This is a genomic window from Paenibacillus favisporus, from assembly GCF_040545415.1.
In the GTDB taxonomy this organism is placed as follows: Bacteria; Bacillota; Bacilli; order Paenibacillales; family Paenibacillaceae; genus Paenibacillus_AQ; species Paenibacillus_AQ favisporus.
The window spans coordinates 196,606-220,011 of sequence record NZ_JBEPLV010000008.1 but is presented as its reverse complement, the minus strand read 5'-3'; the positions used below and the strand labels follow the sequence as shown (position 1 = coordinate 220,011).

Here is a 23,406-nt window from a genome sequence, read left to right as displayed (position 1 = left end):
CTTCCCCCTTTCTCTGTACACCAAGCTCGTCAGGCGATGACGAGACCTGCCTCCGCCATTACGCCAAACACCGCCTTTTGCAGGCTCATATCTGTCGAAACCCGGATGAAGGTCATGCCGCGATCCGCAGCCAGCTTCATCAGGTATTCCTGATACCGTTCAAGCTCGTCCTGGTAGGCCCGTAACACTTTGCCGGTGAAGGCGATATCCTTCCCGGTGCCCAGCTCGCTGTCGATCAGTCTTAGGTCGCCGCTGTAGGCCGGGTCGATTTCCTCTGGGGCCAGCACCTGAACGAGCACGACCTCCTGCCCCGCCCCTCTTAGGCGGCTCAGCATCAGCCCGAGATCCTCCTCCCGTTCATCCAGCCAAAAGTCTGAGAAGATCCAAGTCATCCCCGGCAGTCTGGGCATCGCTCCTGGTGCGCCGAAGGCGGCCGCCAGGCTTCCTTCTTCTCCGGGGGCAGCGTCCTGAAAAAACCGAAACAGCCGGTGGGCCGCTCCGCGCCCGCGGAGCACGGGCAGGCGGGCGTCGATCTGGCTGCTGAAGCAGCAGGCCTGCAGCCGTTCATAAGAGCACAGCGCAACATATCCGATGCTGGCGGCCAGCTGCTTCGCATACCGCAGCTTGGAGGGAATCGCTTCATTCTCATTCCCCTCCCGTCCCCGGGTCCCGCCTGCAAAATCCATCGATGCCGAGCAGTCCACGTACAGGCTGACCATCAGCTCCTGCTCGTCCATAAACTGCCGGACGAACGGCTTGCCTGTCCGCGCATACACGCCCCAGTCGAACCGGCGGATATCATCCCTGGGAGCGTAAGGCCGGTAATCGGCGAATTCGAGCGAAGAGCCGAGCCGGCTGGAGCGCCGCTTGCCCTGCAGGGTACCGGCCACACGCTTCGCAGAGCCAAGGCTCATCCGCTCCAGCCGGACCATCCAGTCCGGGGGCAGCAGGTATTCCGCGCTCATCCCTGCGCCTCCGCCCGCTCGAGCATCTCGCGGATCAAATGGTCTGTCGTAATGCCCATGGCCTGGCCTTCAAAATTCAAAAATATCCGGTGCCGCAGTGCCGGCACCGCGACGGCATGGATATCACCGGTGGACAGGTGCATCCTGCCTTGGCAGACCGCCCGGACCTTCCCCGCTGAAATGATCGACTGGATACCGCGCGGGCCCGAGCCGAAGCGCACGTACTTCTTGACGCCCTCCGGCGCCGACGCCTCTTCCGGATGGGTCATCATCAGCAGCCTGGCCGCATAATCCAGCACTTCATCGGCGACCAGCACTTCCCTTGCTCCCTGTTGGATTTCCAGCAGCTCAGCGGCACCGGCCTGCTTCCGCACCTCCGGCTGGCGGTTCGTTGTTGTCCGCCGGACAATTTCCTTCAGCTCCTCGCTTCCCGGATATGGCACGAGAATTTTGAGCAGGAACCGGTCCAGCTGGGCTTCCGGCAGCGGATAGGTCCCTTCGTTTTCAAGCGGGTTTTGCGTCGCCAGGACGAAGAACGGTTTCGGCAGAACGTGCGTCTCGCTGCCAACCGTCACCGTTTTCTCCTGCATCGCCTCAAGCAAAGCGCTCTGCGTTTTCGGGGTCGCCCGGTTGATCTCGTCCGCCAGCACGATGCTGCTGAAGAGCGGCCCGCGCTGAAAGGACATCGAAGTCTCCCCCTGACGGCCGAAAGAAATGACCTGCGTGCCCGTAATGTCGCTTGGCATCAAATCCGGCGTAAACTGGATGCGCGAGAACGATAAGTCGAGCGTATCGGCAATCGTGCGGACCAGCATCGTCTTGCCCAGACCGGGAATGCCCTCCAGAAGGGCGTGGCCTCCCGCAAAGATGCACCACAGCATCTGCTCGACGACCTCCTGCTGGCCCACGATCACCTCGGCGATCTGCCCCCGTACCCGGGATATCGTCTCCTTCCAAGCTTCCGGTTGAATTTGCGTATCCAGCATTAACCTTCCTCCTCAATTGTGGATCAGGGATTCGGATTGATTCCCGTAAAATATTCCTCGACCAGACCCTGCATCTGCTGCGGCAGGTCGCTGCGCCCCAGCGACTTTTTGGCCTCGGCCTCATATTCTTTGTACACTTCCTCGTAAGGACGGCTCGCTCCCTCGACTCCCGGAGCGACGCCGCCTTTCTGGACCGTTCCGCCTCCGCCTTGGATCGGACCGGTGTCCGCCTGCACGTTCCCTTTGCCGGCGAATTCGCGCGGCGTCGTGACGAGCTCGCGTCCGCCTTGGCCGAGGCCTGCGCCGGAACCTCCCGGCCCCTGGCCCGAGCCGCCGCGTCCGGATCCGCCTTGACCTGCGCCGGAACCGGATCCGCTTCCGGATCCACTGCCGGATCCCTGGCCGGGACTGTTACCTTGGCTTGCCCCGTCAATCGGCTCCGATGGATCGCCTCCGCCGCTGTCCGAAGGCTCGCCCATCCCGGCCGAATCCGCCAGAGCCAGCTGTTCCGCCGCGCCGCCGGTGGCCCAGGCATCCGATACGGGCATGCCGGCCGCCGTCATCTGCGAAGCCAGGCCGAGCCCCTGCGATGCCAGGCTTGCGGCCAATGCCGAAGCGGCGTCAGATTGGCTGGAAGACGCCTGGCTCGCGGCAATCGCTTTGGCCAGCTCTTCCTCCAGCCCTTTCAGGGCTTCGTCCAGCTTGGAAGGGTCCGTGCCGGCCAGCGCCTGCTCCGCTTTGCTCAGCGCTTCCTGAAGGGCCTTGGTGTCCTGTTTCTTCCCGGCCTCTTCGGCCATCTTCTTCAGAGCCTCCCGGAGCTGCTCCTTCTCTTCCGGCGACAGCTTCCGGATCTGCTGCTTCAGCTGGTCCAGCGCTTTTTTCATCGCAGCCTGATCCTTCTGCTCCAGGCTCTTCCCGATGGAAGACAGCTGGGGCGTCTGCTGCATCTTCCGGCCCAGCTCCGACAGGGTCCGCACCTTTTCTTCCTGCTGTTTGGCCGTCTGCTCCATCGCCTTCATCGTTTTCTCCAGCTGCTCCAGGGCCCGGTCCGGATCCTTGGTCCCGTCCAGTTCCTTTTGCAGCGTCTTGAGGTGGCCGTCCAGCGGTTTTTTCGCCGTCAGATCCAGCTTCTTCGTTTCGAGCTCTTTCACCAGATCTTCCGTTTTCTTCCGCTGCTCCTGAACCCACTGCTTCTGCTCCGCCGCCTGGGCAAGCTTGTCATCCATCGGGCTTGGCAGCAGTGCCAGAGCAAGACATACGGCAAGCCCCCCGCCGCAGCCGGCCCACCACTTCGTCAGCTTCGGCCTTCTCAGCCTTGTCTTCATCTGTGTCGCAAACAAGCGTCCGTATTCGGCCGCCTGAGTCCGCTGCCAGCGAGCCGCCGCCGAATCGTTCCCGGCAAAAGACAATGCGGTCACCATCATGTCGCTTCGCTCCGCGCTGCCGCTGGCGAGATCCATCGCTTCAGCCGCTTCCTTCACACGGATGCGGTGCAGCAGCCCGGCAGCCAGACCGGCGGCCGCTCCTGCTGCCGCAAGCCCGGCAGCCGCCAGCTGGTAGAAAGGAATCGGCCACAGCCTGGCGGCGAGCAGGAAAAGCAGTGCTGCCGTCAGTCCGCAGGACAACCCATATGCCAAATACCTTAGCAGTCTGAAGACCTGCAGACGGGCACGGGCCCGGTGAATCGCCTGCATGATCGGGTCCATGGTTTCCACCTCCTTTTTCATGGATAAAATACTCGGCCAGTGTCCTTATAATCCCGTTCAGCTTTCTTTAAATCCCGTCCCGTCCTTATTTCACAGGTTCCATCGTTGCTCCGCTATCCGTGCCGTCTGTCTCTGCCTGCTTCCTTCTCCGGCGAACCGGGCGAATCAGGCGAATGCTGAGCCAAAGCGACACGATGATGACCACGCTGTACACCACCACAAACTCCTGCCAGAGCTGAATCGGCGCATCCGCATTGAGCGTCGTTCCCTGAACAAGGAAGGCCTGTTTGGAGAAGCTCGGTTCGAATAAGCTGATCAGCGCCGCCGCGGGATTCAGGCCCAGGATATAACCAACCCAGGAGTAATCCGGTTGCAGCACGGATTGTGCATTTTGTCTCTGAACCAAGCTCAGGGCGAACAGATACAGTAGTCCCGTCAGCAAAAAGATGCACAATCCAACGCCATAGGTCACGATCACGGAGATCATCGTCCGCTTCAGCAGCGTGGAGAAAAGAACCCCCAGCGATCCCAGCATCAGCATAATGAACAGATAGAACAGGAACAGGGAGACCAGCTGATTCAGGGAGATGCCGCCATACATAAATACGATGCTGTATACCGGCAGCGTCGCTACCACGATCAAGGCCATAAAGCTGAGCGAGGATACCAGCTTGCTCAAAATGATCGTCGACGAGCTCTGTTGGGTGGTTAGCAGCATGCTGAGCGTCTGCTTTTCCCGTTCGCTGCTGATGACACCCGCCGTCAGCGCCGGTGCCATGAATGCAATCAGCACCAGCTGGGCAAAGCTCAGCACATAGAACATGATCTGGCCCATGCCCGAGTTGAATCGGGTTTGCCCTCCGCCGTTCCCGAGGTACATGCTGACATAAATAAAGCCCAGGGCGATCAGCCCGAGAACCAAAATATACACCATCAGGGAAATCGCCGACCGGGGGGTCCGCATCCGCAGCCGGAATTCCTTATCCAGCACGGGATTGATCCATTTGCGCGTCCAATTCATGTCGCGGGCCCTCCTTTCGTAATTTCGAGGAATACGTCTTCCAGATTGGTCTGCGCTTCGTGAAACGACAGTACGGGGTAACCCCATGTGACGATTCTCTGAAGCAGGGCCCCCTGATCCTCATCCCCGCCGCCGAAATGGACATGGATGCCGGTGTTGTCGGCAAGAACGCCGCTGACGTAAGGTTCGTCCCGCAGCCGTGCCGCAAGTTCTTCTTCCTTGTCCAGCGAACGGATGTGAAGCACTTTTTTGACGCGAAGACGATTCTGGATATCGGCCACCCGGCCTTGGGCGACCATTTGCCCGTGCTCGATGACGCCGATTTCATCGACCATTTCCGCCAGCTCGGGCAGGATGTGCGAGGAGATGATGATCGTTTTGCCCATCAGCTTCAGTTCCTTCAAAATTTCGCGCATTTCAATGCGCGCCCGCGGGTCGAGCCCGGATGCCGGTTCGTCGAGAATGAGCACCTTAGGGTCATGCACCAGACATCTGGCCAGGCACAGCCGCTGCTTCATCCCCCGGGACAGGCTGTCGACGTAAGTGTCCGCTTTGTCGCTCAGGTTGACGAGCTCCAGCAGCTGGGGAATCAATTTGTCCCGCTCCCCGCGCGGGATGTTGTAGCTGGCTCCGTAAAAATGCAGGTACTCCGTCGTTTTCAGCTGGTCATAGACCCCGAAGAAATCCGGCATGTAGCCTATTCTTTTGCGGACCTCCTTGGGGTTTTCGGTCACTTCAAAGCCGTCTACCCGCGCGGTGCCCGAAGTGGGCAGCATAAGCGTGGCCAGGATCGACATCGTCGTCGATTTGCCGGCCCCGTTCGGACCGACGAACCCAAAAACCGTTCCCTGCGGAATGTACATATTAATATCTTTTAACGCTTGAAAGCTCCCATAAGTTTTCGTTAAATGTTCAATCTCGATCACGGCTTCTCCGCTCCCTTCAAGCTGATCTCCGGAAGTTTCAACTGGACATGCTCCTGGGCTGTCAGCATCAGACGAATCCGGCCGCCCGCCAAGTATTGTTGGACGTTCTTTTCAGCCTTCCACTGCTTGGTGGCATCCCAGGTTACCGGGTCCCAAGTCTGTTTGTCATTGTTGAAAATCTGGTACTGCGTTTTCTTCCCGGGGTTGTTCGCACGGAGAGTCAGCACGGCAGAGGCACCCTGCTTCAGTGCAGGCACCGTGTACTCGAAGGTGATGCTGCCTTGGTCCATTTCGGTGGTTCCGCTTGGATCTTCATACCATCCCGGCGACGATATCTGCGTAACCTTCGGCTGAATAAACCCGAAGGGAATGTTGAGGTTTCCGTTCTGCGCCCAGTTGATGGAAACGGGCTGTGCCCACAGGTTCAGCTGATTGCCTTCCAGCTTCTTGCCCTCCATGGTGTAGCTGACCAGCGGATCTTTGCTCCAGGCCATCACGTAGGAGCCTGACTGATACCATGCCGTGTTCGGAACCGTGGTCATCAGAATTTCGCGTTCCCGCGTAAATTCGTCCGCCTGGCCTCCGGTAAGATTGCCAAAGATTTGGTTGGCCATATTGTACGGATTAACGGCGGTCGGTTTACTGGCAGCCGACAGCGGTTTGGTTTCCCCTTTGCCGAAGTCGCCGAGCTCAAACAGGCTTCCGCCTAGCGCCAGCACCGCATGATTCAGATTATAGGAAGTGTTGTTCGTCACCTGCCCTCCGATGTTCCCCTTGGCATCCAGCTGGATCTTCACATCGAACTGGCCGACCTTCCGGTTCTCCCGGCGATTGGACCATACCTTCGCGAGGGACCACTGCGGCATATCACTCAAGGTCAATCGGGTCGACTGATCACCGACCTCCACAAAGCTGTTCGAACGGTTCGAGCTGCTGAAAGCCCCGTTGGTCCGATCAACCGTCAGATAGGTATGTGCCGGAAAATCAATCGTGAACTCCCCGCTCCGGGGCGTAAAGAATGCCGAAGCGCTGACCTCCGAGGCATTGCCCTTTCCGTCCAGCTCCAGCATGTTGATGGTATGGGCAAGCTGTTTGGTTTTATCGGCCGCTCCGATCATGTAGACAGTGCCGCTGGCGATAACCGCGATGAGCGGAATGATCCACCAGGCCCATTCGCGCTTGTCTGCCTTTTTCAGAATCCAGTACAGCACCGGCGCCACAATCACAGCATAAATGATGAGCAGCCAGGCCATGACTGGAAAAGACGGCATTTTCAGCGAAGGAAAATAATCCAGTACGTTGATGAGATTGTACATCTGGTTCTGCATCATGTTGAATTTGTTGTTCGGCTGATTGGACAGTGCCAGGTGATCACGCAGCAGATACGACCACACCGACGGATGACCGCTCCAGGAAGCCAGCGGTTCCATTGACAAATCGTAGGCTGCATACAGCACAGTGCCCTGCTCGACTTGGCGGGAAGCGATGAGCGGCTTGCCGCCAACCTGATACATAACCTCTCCTCCTTCCACCGGGGAAGCGTCGGAGAGCGTAAGCTCACCGCCCAGCTCCAGCGGCTTGCCGCCCAGCTTGGCGAGCTCCGGAAGGGATGATGCCGTGTAAGTGCCCGTATACTGAACCGGGGCAATCTGTTCGAAAGCGGCTGCCGACTTCGGATATGCCGCACCGCCGGCAAGGACCAGCTCGCCGCCGGAACGCACCCACTGCTCTACGGCTGCGGCCTGCCCTTTGGACAAGGTGTCTGAGGCAAAACGGTTCAGCACGATGACGTCAAGGCTGTCCAGCAGCATCGGATCCTCGGGCAAATCCGTGCCTTTCAGCGGCAGAACGTTCAGGTCATACCCGCTGCTCCGCAGCACGTTTAAAAAATTCATCGTGTCGGGGTCCTCCGACAGAACAGCCACATTGGAGGCCGTCACAGGCATGCCCTTCAGATAAGGCGTACCGGAGCTGAAGCTGACCCGCTTGCCCTTTTGGAAAGAATTTTTATAAAAGCGGATTTCATTTGTATCCTTGGTGAAGTTGTCCCCCGGAACGCCCATGATGACGACCTTGGCCGTATCCTTCGGCAGTTCGACGTGCTGGACGTAAGTGGCGGGAGCCAGTCCGGTGTCGATCTGGATAACCAGATCTCCGGAAATATCCTGGCTGCTGGTGAGGGTGAATTTGACGGGATTCCAGCTGCCCATTTTCATTTTGCCGTTGTAGCCGATTTCGGTTTTCAGCGAAATGGAAGGGGCATCCTCCGCATGCGCGGTGCCGCCCCATCCAGGCAGGAGCAGCAGCACCCATATGGTAAGCAGTACTGGAAGTACGATCCGCCTTATGTAACGTCGAAATGATTGCATGATTGTCTCCTCTCTTCTCTCAGGCTTCTTTGGTCATTCTACTATAGGGATGGGGCGAAATTGGTAAAATATTTTCATAATTTTGGATAAATTGTCCGAACTGGGCTAAATCGACAAAAAAATCCCGCTCCATGAGAGCGGGACGGACATACCTACAGCTTGATGCGCACGGCGATCCCCATAGCTCTATGTCATTCATCCTATTGACGAACGCGATGGGGTCAAACCCTGCATCCTCGTCACATCTCCTGAAAACTAGCGAGCCGCTTCTCGTACGCAAAAAGCCTTTATTCATTTTTTCAATGATTCATAGATACTGGCTGCCTGCGCTATAGTTCGCGCCAAGGGTGCCTGTCTATTATGGGTTACCCGTTAAAAACGACCGTCTTGTTCTCATGCACCAGAATGCGGTCCTCGATATGCCATTTCACCGCACGCGCCAGCACGACACGCTCGATCGTCCGGCCGATCCGCTTCAGCTCGCTGACATCGTCGCGGTGGCTGACCCGCTGAACGTCCTGCTCGATGATCGGTCCTCCATCCAGCTCCTCCGTCACGTAGTGCGCGGTCGCCCCGATGATCTTCACCCCGCGCTGATAGGCTTGGGCATACGGTTTGCCGCCGACGAAGGCCGGCAGGAACGAATGGTGGATGTTGATGATCCGGTTGCGGTAATGCTCAATAAAGAACGGTGAAACGATCTGCATATACCGGGCGAGGATGATCACGTCGATGTCACCGCCCACGACTTCAAGCTGGCGCTGCTCCGCTTCCTTCTTCGTATCCGCCGTCACCGGAATGTGATGGTACGGAATGCCGAACGATTCCACATATTCCTTCATATCCGGATGGTTGCTGACCACCATGGCGATTTCGGCATCCAGGTCGCCGGCCTGCCACTGCCACAGCAGCTCGACCAAACAATGGTCTTCCTTGGATACGAAAATGGCCAGCTTCTTCTTACGGCTGACGTTCTGCATTTTCCAATCCATCCGGAAGGTCGATGCCACCTCGCTGAATTGGCTTTCCAGCTCCGGCTGCCTCTTCTCCAGCTCCGGCAGGTCGAATTCAACGCGCATAAAGAACATGCCGCCTTCCGGATCCATCGTATATTGGTCCGACTGGACGATATTCGCGCCGTGTTGATGCAGAAAATGCGATACCGCCGCCACGATTCCCGGTCCGTCCGGACACGAAATCAGCATTCTTGCGCGGTTGGCGTGCGCACTTCCCGTGTTGTTTTCTTTTTTGACATGCAATTCCATGTGTAAATCCATTCCTCTCTCTCGTGTTCTCTCTCTTGAACCGTATGGCCCCTCTGTGATTCTGTCGGCTTACGCCAAAATTCCTTTACCCGCAAACCAGGCGGTCAGGCGCAGATTAATCTGCTCCTCGCTGAGCTCAGGGAACAGTCCCGCTTCCATAATCATGTCGTACAGGCGCTCCATCGGCTCGCGCGGATCGGCTTTCTTCGCCTTGGCGTCGGTTTTCAGCACATTCCACACGTCCAGCACATATTGGCGTGGATCGACTTCCTGTTTGCCAAAGAAGGAATGCAGCTGTTCAACCTGGCCGAGGAACTCAGAGCCGAAGCGTTCGCCGACATTGCCGCGAAGCAGCGCAATCTCCACCTCGTACATCGGCCGCTGCGTCTTCGCATCCTTGCCGATCCACGGCGTTTCCAGAATGAACGGGAGCCCTTGCAGCTTCTCGTGGTGGACAACGCGGTTGATGGCGTCAAAGCCGATCCAGCCGGATCCGATTGGCGTATGACGGTCTTTGGCGGCGCCGCGCGGATTTTTACTGTCATTGATATGAACGACGCCGATCCGGTTCAGACCGATGATCCGGTCGAACTCTTCCAGCACGCCATCAAGGTCGTCCACGATATCATAACCGGCGTCATGAATGTGGCAGGTGTCCATGCAGATCGTCAGGCGTTCGTTGTGCTTCACCTTGTCGATCATGCGGGCGATTTCGTCGAACGTGCGTCCCATCTCCGTGCCTTTGCCGGCCATCGTCTCCAGCGCGATATGAACCTCCGTCTCGTTGGTTCCGTCGAGCACTTCATTCAAGCCGTCGGCGATGCGCTGAATGCCGTATTCGGCATCCATGTCGGTGTAAGCGCCGGGATGCAGCACGATGTTTTTGACCCCGATAGCATGGGTCCGGCGGATTTCCTCCTGCAAAAAGTTTACGGCGAGCTCAAACGTATTCGACTTATAAGAACCGAGGTTAATAATGTAAGGCGCGTGAACGACGATTTCGTCGATACCGCTCTCTTTCATTTGGGCTTTGCCTTCTTCGATATACATCGATTCAATGGGCTTACGCCGCGTATTCTGCGGTGCGCCCGTATATATCATAAACGAACTCGATCCATAGGTGTCCGCTTCTTTGGTTGCAGTTAACAGGCCCTTGTCCGAAAAGGACACGTGAGAACCAATTTTGAGCATGGTTTATCCCCCTTAAACGAATTATCCCTTATTTTATCGTGGATAATGAAATAAATCTATAAATGCGTTATAATTCTAAAGAATGGAATATAACTGCGATAAACGATTTATAGAGGTGACAATATGCATAGTTCACTGGGCACAAAGTTGCTGACTGCAACGGCGCCGTCCAACACGTTTATGAATTCCATATTTGTGTGGGCCATCATTTTGCTTGTGTGCATGGTGATCGGCGGATATTTTATGATCCGCAAATTTCTGAAGGTGCTGCCGAAGAATGACGGCAAGTCCAAGCTGGACTGGCAGAATTACTGGGTCGAAACCAGCCGGCATCTGTGGACGGACGAATCCAAGGCGTTTCTGGACAAGCTGGTGAAGCCGGTACCGGGTCCCTTCCGGGATATCGCCAAGCATTCGATTGCAGCCGAAATCGGAAAAATTGCGGTGGAGAGCGGAGCCAAGGAAGTGACGCAGGATCACTGCATCCAAGGATATATCAAAGCAACGCCAAAACGGGACAATAAATTCCTGGTGGCCTTTCTGAACAAGAACCACATTGACTATACGCCTTACAAGCATCTGATGGACGAATAATCCGCAGCTGGGACCGGGTTTTCAGGACCTTTCCCGAAGATCCGGGAACGGGAAATAGAATAGCGCTTTATAGAAGGAACACCCCCGTGCAGGAGTGCTCACATTGAAGAAATGGGTTCATTTCGACAGTCTGATCTCTGCCGGGGGTTATTTATATACATATCATAAATTGAAATCAACTTCGGAGGAGAGGATCGGATGAGAGTCGCCATTTGCGGAGGTACCGGCTTTATCGGCAGCGCGCTATCGGAGCATTTGCTCAAGAACGGACACGAGGTGATCGTCGTCACCCGCAAGCTTCCGCCCGATCATAAACGCGACCCTAGGCTGGTGTTGTATACGTGGGATGAGATTGCAAGCCATCCCGAATTGATGGAGGGCATGGATGCACTGGTCAACTTGGCCGGTTCTTCATTAAGCCAGCGGTGGACCACCAAGGCAAAGGACAGCATTATCCGCTCTCGCCTCACTACCGTAGCTGCCGTCGCCAAGCTTGTGGAGGAGCTGCACAGCAAGCCAGGAGTCGTCATTCAGGCCTCAGCTATTGCCGTCTACGGCACCTCATGGACCGACACCTTTGACGAAAACAGTCCGAAACAGGTCATGGATTTTCCTTCGGATGTCGTCAGCCGGTGGGAAGACGCTGCCGACAGCATCCAGGGCGTACGGCTCGTCAAGCTGCGCATCGGCGTCGTGCTTGGAAATCAGGGAGGAGCCTTCCCGATCATGCGCCTCCCCTACAGGCTGGGGGTCGGCGGCAAAATCGGCAGCGGCCGGCAGTGGCTGTCCTGGATTCATCTGGAAGACATCGTCCGGCTGATCGAGTTTTGCATGACGCATCCGGAGGCCGAGGGTCCGGTGAACGCCACGGCACCCGAACCGGTTACTAATGATCAATTCGGACAAGCCGTTGGCCGTGCGTATCACCGGCCACATTGGTTTCCGGTACCCGCCGTGATGATGAAGGCCGTTCTTGGCGAACAATCCTTGATCATCTTGGAAGGCCAGCGCATTCTTCCGGCCAAGGCGCTTGAGCTGGGCTTTAAATTCCGGTATCCCCGCCTTCAGGGGGCTTTGAGCGACCTTGCCAACGAGCAGGGATGAACGTTCTACGAGGGATCTCAGGATACCTTGAACGTATAGACTCCGCTGATGATGGTAAAAGTGTCCCCATCCTTCAGCGGATACTCCTTGTAGGGCACCATAGGCTCTCCATGCAGCTTGGTTCCGTTGCGGGAGCCCAGATCCTTGATCAGGTAGCCGCCGTCCTTGCCTCTGGCCAGCTCGACATGCGCGCGTGAGGTGCCTGTGGAGGCTTCTACATACTGGGCAACCTCTTCCGACCTTCCGATCACGAAGTGCGGCAGCTTCAGCTCAATCCGTTCAGAGGGGCGCCCCTGCTCCCCTTCGCGAATCAAATAATAGCCGGGACTGCCGGAGCGATGGCTTTTCCCTCCGGCAGCACCATCCACAGGCGCAGATAGAAGTACAGTCGCATTACTTCGTCCGGTGCCGGACATAGCCTGTCCTTCCTTCAAACGGAAATCGTGCCCGGCGCTTCCATCCGATCCAGCATGCTCGTTGGCCGCATGTTCAACCCCGGCTGCATGGGTAGCCTCAAGGTGGCTCCACAGACGCTGCCGGATGTCCGAATAATGTTCCCGGTCGGCCGGAGTTTCCCGACCATCCCGTTCTTCCCGATCTTCCCGACCATCCCGTCCTTCCTGTCTGATCCCAACTCCGCTTCCAACTCCGCTCCCCAGTCCTAGCCCCTTATTGTTAGAGCCTACCGCCGAGTAGCTTGGCCAATTTGTCTCGCTTGTCCTCTGCCCTTCTCCCCTCAGTTCAATACCTGTTGATGCTGCAAGTAAATCCTGCGAAAACTTCCACTTCCAATCCGGTTCCGCATCATCTGTTCCGTGATCGTCATCATCGCGATCCTTTCGTCTGCTGCCTTTGCCGAACCAGCCGGTCAGCTGGTCCACCTGAAACCGTGGGATTCTCTTTCGTGAAGCCGAATGACGATCATCATCGATTTCACCCGATCCGAAATCCGGGATTTCTCCTTCCAGCGCTTGCTGCGCAGAACGGCCCAGCTTTAGCTTTCCAGACCAGCTAAGCCAAGCCGCCACACCAAGCAGAATCGTCAATAAGATACTGATTAGCAGCGAGCTTGCCGTGGGTTTTGGCATATAAATCATCCGCCATATGACAGCGGCACATAATAGACATCCCAAAGCAATATAAATCCTTCCACCAGACTTTCCGTTTGCTTCCCGCTCATCGTTTGCGTCTAAGACATCGTCACGGTCCGGATTCCGGTTCCACTGGTCAAACGCTTCCTGAAGCCCGCCCACTCCCGGAAAGGAGTCCCTTTCGAGGCCTGGGCGGTCTGCCTGCTGCAATGGCATAGACCGCAGCCGATCCCCTTCAGCTGCCCGGGCATTCGTTCTTGCCTTATGAAACGGTGCCACGCTGCCCGCTGCAGAGTCTTCTGCTCCTCTTATTCCTTTTCCCGGAACACGACTGTCACCTGGCAACCCTTGCCTGTCAGCCTGCTGAAAATGATTTTGATACCCTTCTGACGGCTGGCCGCCTCCCGAATGGTCAGCATATCCATGTCCACCATCCTCCTCGGCGGTTAACAGTTCGAGCAGGAGCTTTTTAAAGCCGGAGACCGAAAAGTCCTCGCCTCCGGTGAATTGAAGCAGTCTTTGAACACCGTTTCCCTTTAGCTCCTGGACCGTGGCCATCAGCCGCGTGACTAATTCCTTCAATCGGATTCGCAGCGGCTTGTCCTGAAACGGCTCCTCCAGTGGAACATAGGTAAAATAAAGCGTTCCCGAGTGCAGGGACCCGTCAACGAAGATGTAATCCTCGTCCAGCACATACTTATCCGGCTGCAGCATGTAAGACTTACTCTCTTCCAGCGTCCCGGCCACCTGGCACAAAAGCCCGTAATAATCCGGCATGCTGAGCCTCTCTCCCCTTAGCATATGGGACAGCATCTTCTTGCCTGTAATGTCATACTGGAGCGTTACCCGGAGATCCATCTCCTTCAGGCGCAGCGGAAGAAATCTGGCAATCCGGGAGGCCGAAATCATAGATAATTCTATATTGTTTAATTCATCGGGACGGTACCCTTCAGCAGGGCCAATGACCATAAAGGTTCCGTCATGTTGAATAAAGTCACGCGTCAGAGACTCCAAACCGGTGTTCACCTCCGAAAACCATCTGTAGGAACTTATCACTTCGTAAACCCGAGAATCACAAATACATGCACGCGCATATAAAGCCAGGCAGCACGGCAAGCATAAACGGAAAATGAAGCTGCTCTTTCCGATTTCCCCTCAAACTGGTCAGACTCCTTAATACAAAAAATCCGGACAGGCTTCCCGCGGCTTGGCGCAGTCGCTTCATTGCGTCCCTCCTCCACAAGGAAATCAACAGCCCGATGATTCCCGCAAAGATGACCGAATAAACCACACACTGAACCGCAAACAGAGCGCCCATCCAGGCACCGATCCCGGCAAACAGCTTCACATCTCCGGCTCCGACCGCGCCCATCCAGTACATGACGAGCAGCACCAGGAATCCGGCAGCCAGCCCTTTCCCTGCAAACGCGAGACCGGACCAGCCGTCCCAAATCCCGTGGAAGGTTATTCCCGCGATAATAGCGCTGAAATTAAGCTTATTCGGGATCTTCATCGTCCGGATGTCGGTCACAAAAGCAGCGGCAATCAGCACTGCACATCCATATATGGCCGGATTCACGGTACAACCGCCTCCTTTCCCCTTCTTTATGTAGTTGAACTAAACTAACTGTTACCGTAATTACGGTAGAGGTATCGGACACATGAGGTTAAGCAGGCCAAAAAGAGGTTTTTCACGACCCAAACGAGGCTAGTACACCAATTGAGGTAAAACCACACCATTTGAGGTATGAGCTATCCCTTTACGACGGTAAACATAACCTCCAGCCGCTGGCCGTCCGAAGTCGTAATGACGAAGGGCCAGGTTCCGGGTGTCGTGTTAGGTCCGACCCACCATTCCCACTCGATGGTTCCGTCCGCGTCCGCCTGCTTTTCCCCCAAGTATTTGGCGGTGCTTTGACCGCTTTTATAAAACACGGATAAATTCGCCGATCCGTTTGGAGCGATCTTGGCGCGCACCTTGGCCTTTTTGCCGACATACGCGGGATCCGGCTTGGATAAAATGCTGATGGATGTGCGTCCATCAACATCCCCTTCACCCTCTCCTGCGCCTTCTTCATCAGTGGCGCCGATCCACAGGCGTTCCTGTGCTTTGGCCTGAATCACGATTTTCCTATTGATAAAAGGGACCTTTATCGGCAGCTCGTAGCTCACTTCAATGCCAAAGTACGGATCCGTCCTGTTCTTGAGGTCAGGGATTTGAATATTGGAAACATGAATTCGCTCGTAGCTTAGAAAATGGCTTTGCATTTGTGGCTTCAATATCGGTTTGACCACCGGATCGAGCACCGCCTCTGCCGTCTGATTTTTTAAATTCTGGAGCGGAGCTTCGGCCCGCCCCACTGCCTCATCCATCCATTCCTTCAGGGGAGACGGAAGAGCCCCCGTATATTGGGAAGCCCAATCGCTTAGCGACAGCTCGGGAACCGACCAGCTCCCGGAGTCACGCTCCTTGGATCCGTCCCCCGTCCCTGCGGATGCTTCCGGCTGGATGGCCAAAGCCACCGGATATATGTGGGAAGATACCAGCTTGACGGTATCCGAAACGGTGCTCTGCAGCGCCGTAGAAATGAGTGTCATCTGAACGATATAAATCAGAAAAATGACGAAGAACAAAAAGAAGGGCAGCACCAGTGAGGCTTCCAGGACGATGCTGCCCAGCTCCCGCTTCCCCCGCTTCGTAAACGCCTTGGCGAGAGCAGAAGCTCTCCCCCAATTCATGCGGTGCAGCCGATCAATAAGCAAAATCCGCTTTTTTCGTAACATAGTAACGGTTTCCTTCCACGTTATCCGGACTGCCTCCGGCATAACCCGCCATTTGGATCACGCCGGGCAGAAACCACAGCCTCATTCCGATCCGGACTTCTCCTGACGCATACGTGGCGCGTTCTGCAGGATTAATTCCCGTATTCAGACGAATCAGCGCCAGCATTCTGGACATTTTCTTCTCATTGTCGCTGTGGATCAGCAGGAACAATCTCAAGTAGTCGCGGTATGTCATTTGAATCTTAACGTAACTGGACAGCTCTACGGATCCTTCCCTGCAGAGCTTCACCATGTCGGCCATGGCCATCTCTACTCCGTACAGCAGCGCTGCAGCTAGAACGAGCAGCGGATTTCCCAGTTTGCTGTTCTTCACGAGCCCCTCCATGGTCCGAACCGCCAGCCGTGCCGCAAAAATTTCGGCATATGCCGCTGACACATTACCCACCGGGTTATGGAAGCCGTACACGATATACTCCAGCTCTTGATGGCTTACGCTCATCTCATCGGCAACCGCATCCCCAAGCCGGCTTCCCGGGCTTGCCGCCGCATCTTTCAGCAATCCAAGATCGAAACGGGTAAAATACAGCGCTGCATATTCGTTCTGGAACAGTTCGTCCTTGATGCCCGACATCATTTCCGCCATGGATCCATACACCGAGTCCGTCTGCTTCATGGCCGATTTGCCCGCATCATAGGGGTCATGATCAAGATCGGTCCCCTTGTACTCGCTGCCTGCGTCTTCCTTATTAAAGATCAAGCTATCGTCGTAATACTGCTGAAGCTCCTGGTATTCCTCATTATGCTGCTTCACTTTCTGGTCCAGCTTATTAATGCTTTCCAAAATGCCTGCTGCTTCGGACAGCTTGGCCTTGCTCAGCTTCTCTTTTTCTTTCCTTTCCTTGTCGGATCCCCGATGCTCCTGCAGCTGTCCTGCCACCCCGTCGAGCTTATTCCCGCTGCCTGACACGGCGTAATCATGGACATAACGGTCAGCGGCGCTTACTCCCCGGATTACCTCATTTTTCATGCGCCCACTGCTTCCCTGAACTCCGGAAGACTCGGCAAGCAAGGATAAAAGGGTGGATAACTGGTTGTTAAAGGCACTATAATCCTGTTTTTGGGTCTTAATTACATCATTCAATTCCTGAAACAGACTATCGGACAGCAGCAGTTGGTCTATGCCGTCCCGGATGCCATGAATCGCCGCTGGATCGCTTCCGGATGCTTCCGGTGCCGCCCCCGGGATTATGGCGCTCCCGACCTGATCGTAGCCTTCGGTCCCGCCGCGGTTTCCGGCTTCTGCAATCACTTCCTTCATCTTATCGTTGCTGCTTCGGGCCTCCTCCCAGTACTCCAGGGCATTCTGGAGTTCCTTTGCATGGCTCTTGGCCGCCGAGGACTGGATGTCCTGCAGGCGGGAAATGACCTTTCCTGAGCTGCGGTTATACTCCCGTATTTCCGGGCTGTACTGTTCCTCTTCGTCTTCGCCACGGTTTGCATCCTGATTGACCTTGTCTACGTAGTCCTCATATTGTGCGGCGATGTCGGCCGCGGTGACCACTTCCGAAGAACCGAGCGATTGGTCCGGAATCGCCCCACCGGCAGGTCTCATGATCAAATCCGGAGCCTCCTTCAGGCTTTGACCGGCCTTTCTCTGGGCCGCCAGCATCTGATCTAGGGCCTCCTCGCGCTTGTCATACAGCTTCTGCAGCTTGCTCAAGACATCCACCGTATCCGAGGCTTCCTTCATGGATTCGGACAGCGGCTTGAACCTGCTGACCAGTTCCAGAGAAAAGTCGATGGGCGCTTTATACTTCATCTCCTCGCTGACTTCCCTATTAAAAATGTCATACTCCCCCAGCATCCGTTCCATCTTGAGCGACGAGGTGTCCAGCTGAAGCGGGAGCAGATCAAACCGATCGCTGCGGTCTCCCTTGTCCATCGTGCTGTTAAGCACGCCTGCCATAATTTGATCGCCGCTCGTGCTGCCGTGTGCAAAAAGTCCATACCTTTCCTGCAGTTCAGGGTCGTACGACGACATGACCGACCGGACCGCCGCACGGACCAACCGCTCGCTCTGCGCCTTCATCGCCGCGATCCGGGCGTAGTCGATAAATAATGCGACAAACGCAAAAATCATGGCCAAAACCCCTATAAGAAAGATGGATACTGATCCACTTTCCGAGCGTCTCTTACCGAACACCCGCCAATCCTCCTCTCGGGTCCTAAGGCTGGCTTCCGGAAGCTTGAAGCTGCTGCAGCACCCCAGCCGCGTTGCCCCGATCCATCCCTTCACCAGCATCATTCTTCTTAAACTTCGAGCCGTAGTATCTCATCAGATGGATGCTGCGGATAAATTCTACCGGATCCACGACCAATGAACTCCCGGAGGTTCGAAGCTCGCTCCCTCCGTCCAGCATGGCATCGAGCGGCCGAAGGGAGATCATTTGGTTCAAGCTGGCAGTTACTTTCCGCTGCAGCAGAGCATTTTTATAGGTCATATCCCCCTGCATGCCCGCCGGAATCGTCGAGCCGGTTTTGCTCAGCTTGATCGCCGTCAGCGCCCCTTGCGTGGAAGATGTACTTGGAACAGGTACCGTCTGTGAGTTTTCAGCTCCAGCCCAGCCAAACAACGCACCAAGCCATTGATCGTCTGTCATTCGCCAATACAGCGAATCATACTGGTCGACCGGCACCGAGCCGTCAAGCGCTTCTTTATGGCTGTTATCCCAGCTGTAGGCCGTGCGCTCCGCGGCTGCGGACGCCGCTTGATGCAGCATGCTCTGCTGATACATATACAGGGACAGAAACAGCAGAATCATCGTCGTGAACAGAACGACCGGCATGACGAGGGAGGCTTCCAGCGTAAAGCTTCCCTCGCATTCTTTTAACCTAGCTCGTAAATTCTTCACTTTTTTTGTTGACGTTAGCCAGAAGTTTGTTGATAAGCTCCATAATTTGCTTCTTAAACAGAAGCGCGATAATGAGGATCACGACGATAATCAGCAGCATTTCGAGCGTTCCGAGCCCCTCCTCGTCCTTCCATAATTTCTTGCCGCTTCGTCTTATCATTGTCAGCATTTATACCCCTCCTACATGTTCATCATCATAAAAGCCGGTGTGCCCACCAGCACAATCACGATCATAAAAATGACCATCATTGGAAAAACGAGCTTTGACGAAGCTTGCTCTCCTCGTGTCCGGGTAATGGCCTTGCGCTTCTCCCATAATCCCCGGGACAAGTCGTTCAGAGCCATGGCAAAGTCGCTGCCCCCTCGCCGCAAATTGAGCAGCACGGCTGTCGTAAACGCGGATACCTCCTGCACGGCACAGCGTTTGCTAAAATTCTCAAACGACTGCTGAAAGGAATACCCGCCTTCCAGATCATCGATCATCCGGATTAGTTCCTTATAAAGCGGATGATCCTTTTGGGCTTCCTTCTGACGTGCGCATCGCGTGATGGCCTTCTGTACCGTCTCGCCGGCTCCGACGAGCAGGACGATCTTGTTCAGCAGCTCGGCCAGCTCGATCGTAATATCCTGGTCCCGCTTATCAACCTTCGTGTGCAGGTCCTTAATGATCGCGGCCGGCAGAAGGATGGCCAGCAGCCCTCCAATAAAAAGCCCCGTGTTCCCCCCGGCGGCAAGCGTCAGCAGGCAGCCCAGCATCAGCATAAGCCAGCTGTAACACAGCATCTCTCCGGCATACAGGAACGTCATCTCCACGCTGTGCCGCTGCCCGTAAATCTTCTGGATCGAGCGCTGAAGCCTGAAGAAGAAGAGCGGAAAACGCGCAGTCAGCTTGTACTGGTCGATGATGTACAGCATGGGCCGCATCACCGCTCTCAGCCGAATCCCTTCCATCGGCAATGTCATCAACCGCTTATACTTGTCGCCGCAGCGCTGGTTCTGCACCACCCAACCTCCCGCCAGCAGAGCCAACATCACGGCAGCCAATAATTTCATGACTTCACCCCGTTCACACCTTGATATTCATCATCTTCATAATCCATAGCAGGCAACCGGCCAGTCCCACCAATGCACCTGTCGAAATCACGATGCCCATCCCGCTGTACAGCGGCTGCATATAGTCTCCGGCCGTAAAATTCATAAACATCAGCATCAGGATAGGCGCAGCCAACAAGGCTCTGGATTCAAATTTTTTCTGGGCGATCATGACCGAGATCTCCTGTTTGATATCGAGCTTCTCGCCGATCACAGTTGAGGTGTGCCGTACAACCTCGACAAGGTCCCCGCCCGTGCGCTTACACGTCGTGAACACATCCGCAAAATTCGTTATATCCTCCATTGCCGCACGCCGGCTGAAGTCATTCAGCGCATCCTCGACCGGTTCGCCGTATTCCATTCTTGCGCAGATAATACCCAGCTCGGTAATCAGGTCATTCTCCGCATCCGGGTCGAGCATCCGCAGGTCCTGAATAGCCTCCCTAAATCCGTTCTCCACCGACTTGCCCGCAGACAGGGAGGAAGACAACGAATACAGCACCTGCTTAAAGTGAAGATTCATCGCGGTCCTCCGGCGCTCCAGAAGATGAGCCCTCCAAAAACGCGGAACGATCCATCCGCCAGATGCCATGATTATAGCTACGAGCCATTGGTGATAGAACAAATAGCCGATTCCGAAGCATAACAAACCCCCAATAGCAATGCATGCCGTACGCTGGAGCCCGTTCAGCTCATAAGTCTGGTAATCCGGAAGCTTCTTCCCTATACCCTCTGGAGGGGGAGATCCGTCCATGCCTTGCCTTCTGAGCGCCCTGCCTGGCTTCTTGGGTGGAGCGGCCTCCCGCCCGTTACCGTTGCTCCCTGTTCCCTGCTGTTCGTGTAACATCGCTTCACCTCCCTGGTAACAGTACCCAACTGGTTTATTAAGGCCTTTAAATTTGATGCTGAATCAAGCAGCCTGCGCCCCCAATCTCTACATATTTGAATTAAAAATGTCCGTTTCACTTCTTTGCGGCGGCGATTCCCGCAGCCTGAAGCTTTGCGACATGAATCAATCCGTTTCCCGTCGGCTCCAGCTCCCCTTCAACCTTTCCTTCCTTCTCCCCCGTCTCCCGAAAACGGAACAGCGGATTAAGGACCACCTCGCCGTTCTCCAGCCCGGCTACCTCGCTGATTTCAGTGACCTTCCGCGTGCGGTCGCGCATCCTGGACAGATGGACAAAAATATCGATCGCCGAGCTGATCTGCTGGCGGACGACAGGCACAGGCAGATCCGCTCCGCTCAGCACCATCGTCTCCAGCCGGCTGATCATATCGCGCGTGTTGTTCGCATGGCCGGTCGATAAGCTTCCATCATGGCCGGTGTTCATCGCCTGCAGCATATCGAGCGCCTCGCTCCCCCGAACCTCGCCGACCACGATCCGATTGGGACGCATCCGAAGGGAGGAGCGGATCAGATCCCGGATGGCGATTTCCCCTCTCCCCTCCGTGTTGGCGTTACGGGTCTCCAGAGCGACCAGATTGGGGACCGTGACAATCTGAAGCTCTGCCGAATCCTCAATCGTGATCACCCGTTCGTCCGACGGGATGAATTGCGACAGGGCATTGAGGAACGTCGTTTTGCCAGAGCCCGTCCCGCCGCTGATAAAGATGTTGTATTTCCCCACCACCAGCTGCTGCAGAAACTCAGCCGCCTCCGGACTCAGTGCTCTCCGGACGATCAAGTCCTGCATCGTCATCGGCGATTCGGGGAACTTCCGGATCGTCATCGTCGGCCCCTTCAGCGCAACCGGCGGCAGGACGATGTTGACCCGCGAGCCGTCCTTCAGCCTGGCGTCCACGATCGGCGAAGACTCGTTGACGACGCGGTTCACGCCGGCAACGATCGACTGGATAATGTCTTCAAGCCTCGACCTCGATTCGAACTTCAGCGGCAGCCGGGACACCACGCCGTCCTGCTCGATAAAAATATCCTCGTGGCTGTTGATCATAATTTCGGTAATCGCGGGATTGTCCACCAAAGGCTGCAAAATGTCGAGCCCGCGGAACGAATCGAAGATCCGCCGGATCAGGCTGCGCTTCTCCTGCGCGGTCAGCTCGCGAAGCTCAGGTCTCCTGAACACCGTCCGCTCGATATACTGCATCAGCTCCCGGTTGCCAAGCGCAGAAGTCACGTCCAGTCCGGACCGGATTTCTTGACGAAGCTCGCGGAACAGCTCTTCATCCATATCCCCTCACTCCTGAACCACTGACAAATGAGTCCCCCAAGAGGGACTTGCACAGCTTGAGGATATCCCGCTGGTAGATCGGCGAGCTGAGCAGCAGCTCTTCGTTGCTGTTATGCTTCCAGGAAGGGATATACGGCAGAACGCCGTCCACCTCCGGAATGCACGCGGGCAGCGGATTGGCCAGCTGCCCGGTGAACCGATTGACCACGTACCGACTCTTTCCGGCAAGCTCGGCGAACAGTTCCGGCTGGCTCCGCTCCATAAACGCAAACCACTGGCCGTTTTTGTACAGATTGGTGATGTCGTCCAGCATCAGCCAGACCAGGTGGCGGCATCCTTCCAGGACAGCGGCCAGGCGTTCGTTCGGCCCGGAATCTGTGTCGGCGATCACCACGTCGTACCGGCCGCTTGCCGCGATGCTCTGCAGCAGCTTCCGTGTATCGGCCTTACCCAATTGAACCAGCTCTTTCAAATTGGTGACGGGTTTGAACCAATCCGCACGAATTCCCGGATGATGGACGGTGTACGGCTCCGGGGATACCATCGTCTGCACATGCTTCTCCTCCTGGGCCGCTTTCAGCTCATACAGCATCCCGGGCAGCCCCTCGGCACTCTCCGCACCGCCCCCCTGTCTGGGAAAAATTCCGCTGCTGTTCACGGTTTCGAGGTTCAAATAAAATACCGACAGGCCGGCCGCCCCCAGCTGTTTGGCCATATTAACGGCGGCGGTCGTCTTCCCGCTCCCGCCCACGACGGAGACGAAGCCGATCGTCACGGCCTCTCCGTCCGCCACTGGCAGTGTACGCCGCTGACCTTCCCTCCGGCATAAGCCGAGGATGGAAGCCATCAGCTCCGGAAGGGGCTGATATTTGGGGAGCACCGGTCCTTGTATGGAGGCTGCCTCCCCATGTCCGAGCAAAATCCAGTTCGGTATATCGCCGTTCTTCCCGGCAAGCCAGGGTTCCAGGAAGGCGGCCTCCCCTACGACGGCGTCGGGCAGCTCCTCGCCGTCCATATACTTCATAAAAGCGTCCAATTTAGTGAATCCGGATATGTGCAGCTTGTCCCCAAACTCGCTGCTGTGAACATAGTGCAGGATACCCTCCAGATACTGCGCCTCCTTGACCGCGAGCGTAATTCGGTATGGTACCATCACGAATGATCCCTCCTCGTTTCAGACAACAAAAAAAGCACCGTCCAACAACCCGCCT

20 protein-coding genes are annotated in these 23,406 nt (G+C 56.0%); 2 read left to right on the top strand and 18 right to left on the bottom strand.

Features of this window, described 5'->3' with window-relative positions:
* Window positions 1–29: 29 nt before the first annotated feature.
* The 8 genes from ABID47_RS29690 to ABID47_RS29655 all read right to left on the bottom strand — a co-directional run bounded on the left by ABID47_RS29690 (window position 30) and on the right by ABID47_RS29655 (window position 10,429).
* Window positions 30–965, bottom strand: a complete 936-nt coding sequence (locus ABID47_RS29690) for a DUF58 domain-containing protein (RefSeq protein ID WP_354502351.1) — start codon at window positions 963–965, stop codon at window positions 30–32.
* Window positions 962–1,951, bottom strand: a complete 990-nt coding sequence (locus ABID47_RS29685) for an AAA family ATPase (protein ID WP_354502349.1) — start codon at window positions 1,949–1,951, stop codon at window positions 962–964. Before ABID47_RS29685 ends, ABID47_RS29690 begins: the two co-directional genes overlap by 4 nt.
* Before the next feature lie 23 nt (window positions 1,952–1,974).
* The gene (locus tag ABID47_RS29680; protein WP_354502347.1) at window positions 1,975–3,657 is read right to left on the bottom strand and encodes a phage tail tape measure protein; all 1,683 of its coding nucleotides are present in this window, start codon (window positions 3,655–3,657) and stop codon (window positions 1,975–1,977) included.
* A gap of 85 nt (window positions 3,658–3,742) precedes the next feature.
* Window positions 3,743–4,678 (bottom strand): ABC transporter permease, encoded by a 936-nt coding sequence (locus ABID47_RS29675; protein WP_354502345.1) that lies wholly within the window; start codon window positions 4,676–4,678, stop codon window positions 3,743–3,745.
* Window positions 4,675–5,604: an ABC transporter ATP-binding protein gene (locus tag ABID47_RS29670; protein ID WP_076173458.1), complete on the bottom strand. Its 930-nt coding sequence runs from the start codon at window positions 5,602–5,604 to the stop codon at window positions 4,675–4,677. Before ABID47_RS29670 ends, ABID47_RS29675 begins: the two co-directional genes overlap by 4 nt.
* Window positions 5,601–7,973, bottom strand: a complete 2,373-nt coding sequence (locus tag ABID47_RS29665; RefSeq protein ID WP_354502343.1) for a DUF7408 domain-containing protein — start codon at window positions 7,971–7,973, stop codon at window positions 5,601–5,603. Before ABID47_RS29665 ends, ABID47_RS29670 begins: the two co-directional genes overlap by 4 nt.
* A 365-nt stretch (window positions 7,974–8,338) precedes the next feature.
* A complete protein-coding gene (purU, locus tag ABID47_RS29660) occupies window positions 8,339–9,238 on the bottom strand; it encodes a formyltetrahydrofolate deformylase (protein WP_354502341.1) in 900 nt (299 codons plus the stop codon).
* 69 nt (window positions 9,239–9,307) lie between these two features.
* Entirely contained in the window at window positions 9,308–10,429 is a 1,122-nt protein-coding gene (locus tag ABID47_RS29655) for a deoxyribonuclease IV (RefSeq protein ID WP_076173461.1), read from the bottom strand.
* A gap of 123 nt (window positions 10,430–10,552) precedes the next feature.
* Here ABID47_RS29655 and ABID47_RS29650 point away from each other — a divergent pair, with 123 nt between their 5' ends.
* The gene (locus ABID47_RS29650; protein ID WP_354502339.1) at window positions 10,553–11,023 is read left to right on the top strand and encodes a DUF2621 family protein; all 471 of its coding nucleotides are present in this window, start codon (window positions 10,553–10,555) and stop codon (window positions 11,021–11,023) included.
* A gap of 198 nt (window positions 11,024–11,221) precedes the next feature.
* Window positions 11,222–12,127 (top strand): TIGR01777 family oxidoreductase, encoded by a 906-nt coding sequence (locus tag ABID47_RS29645; RefSeq protein ID WP_354502337.1) that lies wholly within the window; start codon window positions 11,222–11,224, stop codon window positions 12,125–12,127.
* A gap of 17 nt (window positions 12,128–12,144) precedes the next feature.
* Here ABID47_RS29645 and ABID47_RS29640 read toward each other — a convergent pair whose 3' ends face one another.
* The 10 genes from ABID47_RS29640 to ABID47_RS29595 all read right to left on the bottom strand — a co-directional run bounded on the left by ABID47_RS29640 (window position 12,145) and on the right by ABID47_RS29595 (window position 23,351).
* Window positions 12,145–14,244, bottom strand: coding sequence for a DUF6382 domain-containing protein (locus ABID47_RS29640; RefSeq protein ID WP_354502335.1), 2,100 nt, complete (start codon window positions 14,242–14,244; stop codon window positions 12,145–12,147).
* Window positions 14,245–14,290: 46 nt separating this feature from the next.
* The gene (locus tag ABID47_RS29635) at window positions 14,291–14,797 is read right to left on the bottom strand and encodes an A24 family peptidase (RefSeq protein ID WP_258875279.1); all 507 of its coding nucleotides are present in this window, start codon (window positions 14,795–14,797) and stop codon (window positions 14,291–14,293) included.
* A gap of 173 nt (window positions 14,798–14,970) precedes the next feature.
* The gene (locus ABID47_RS29630; protein WP_354502333.1) at window positions 14,971–16,002 is read right to left on the bottom strand and encodes a pilus assembly protein; all 1,032 of its coding nucleotides are present in this window, start codon (window positions 16,000–16,002) and stop codon (window positions 14,971–14,973) included.
* Window positions 15,971–18,142, bottom strand: coding sequence for a hypothetical protein (locus tag ABID47_RS29625; RefSeq protein ID WP_354502332.1), 2,172 nt, complete (start codon window positions 18,140–18,142; stop codon window positions 15,971–15,973). The genes ABID47_RS29630 and ABID47_RS29625 overlap by 32 nt, the downstream gene beginning before the upstream one ends.
* Before the next feature lie 85 nt (window positions 18,143–18,227).
* Window positions 18,228–18,914 carry a TadE family protein gene (locus ABID47_RS29620; protein WP_354502330.1) on the bottom strand — a complete coding sequence of 229 codons (687 nt, stop codon included), beginning with the start codon at window positions 18,912–18,914 and terminating at the stop codon, window positions 18,228–18,230.
* Complete coding sequence (locus ABID47_RS29615; RefSeq protein WP_116231932.1) at window positions 18,895–19,083, bottom strand: Flp1 family type IVb pilin; 189 nt, start codon at window positions 19,081–19,083, stop codon at window positions 18,895–18,897. The genes ABID47_RS29620 and ABID47_RS29615 overlap by 20 nt, the downstream gene beginning before the upstream one ends.
* Window positions 19,084–19,094: 11 nt before the next feature.
* Entirely contained in the window at window positions 19,095–19,967 is an 873-nt protein-coding gene (locus ABID47_RS29610; protein ID WP_354502328.1) for a type II secretion system F family protein, read from the bottom strand.
* Window positions 19,968–19,980: 13 nt separating this feature from the next.
* On the bottom strand, window positions 19,981–20,760 hold the full coding sequence (locus ABID47_RS29605; protein WP_354502753.1) for a type II secretion system F family protein: 780 nt from the start codon (window positions 20,758–20,760) through the stop codon (window positions 19,981–19,983).
* Window positions 20,761–20,968: 208 nt separating this feature from the next.
* A complete protein-coding gene (locus tag ABID47_RS29600; RefSeq protein ID WP_354502326.1) occupies window positions 20,969–22,195 on the bottom strand; it encodes a CpaF family protein in 1,227 nt (408 codons plus the stop codon).
* The gene (locus tag ABID47_RS29595; RefSeq protein WP_354502324.1) at window positions 22,188–23,351 is read right to left on the bottom strand and encodes a P-loop NTPase family protein; all 1,164 of its coding nucleotides are present in this window, start codon (window positions 23,349–23,351) and stop codon (window positions 22,188–22,190) included. The genes ABID47_RS29600 and ABID47_RS29595 overlap by 8 nt, the downstream gene beginning before the upstream one ends.
* Window positions 23,352–23,406 lie beyond the last annotated feature (55 nt).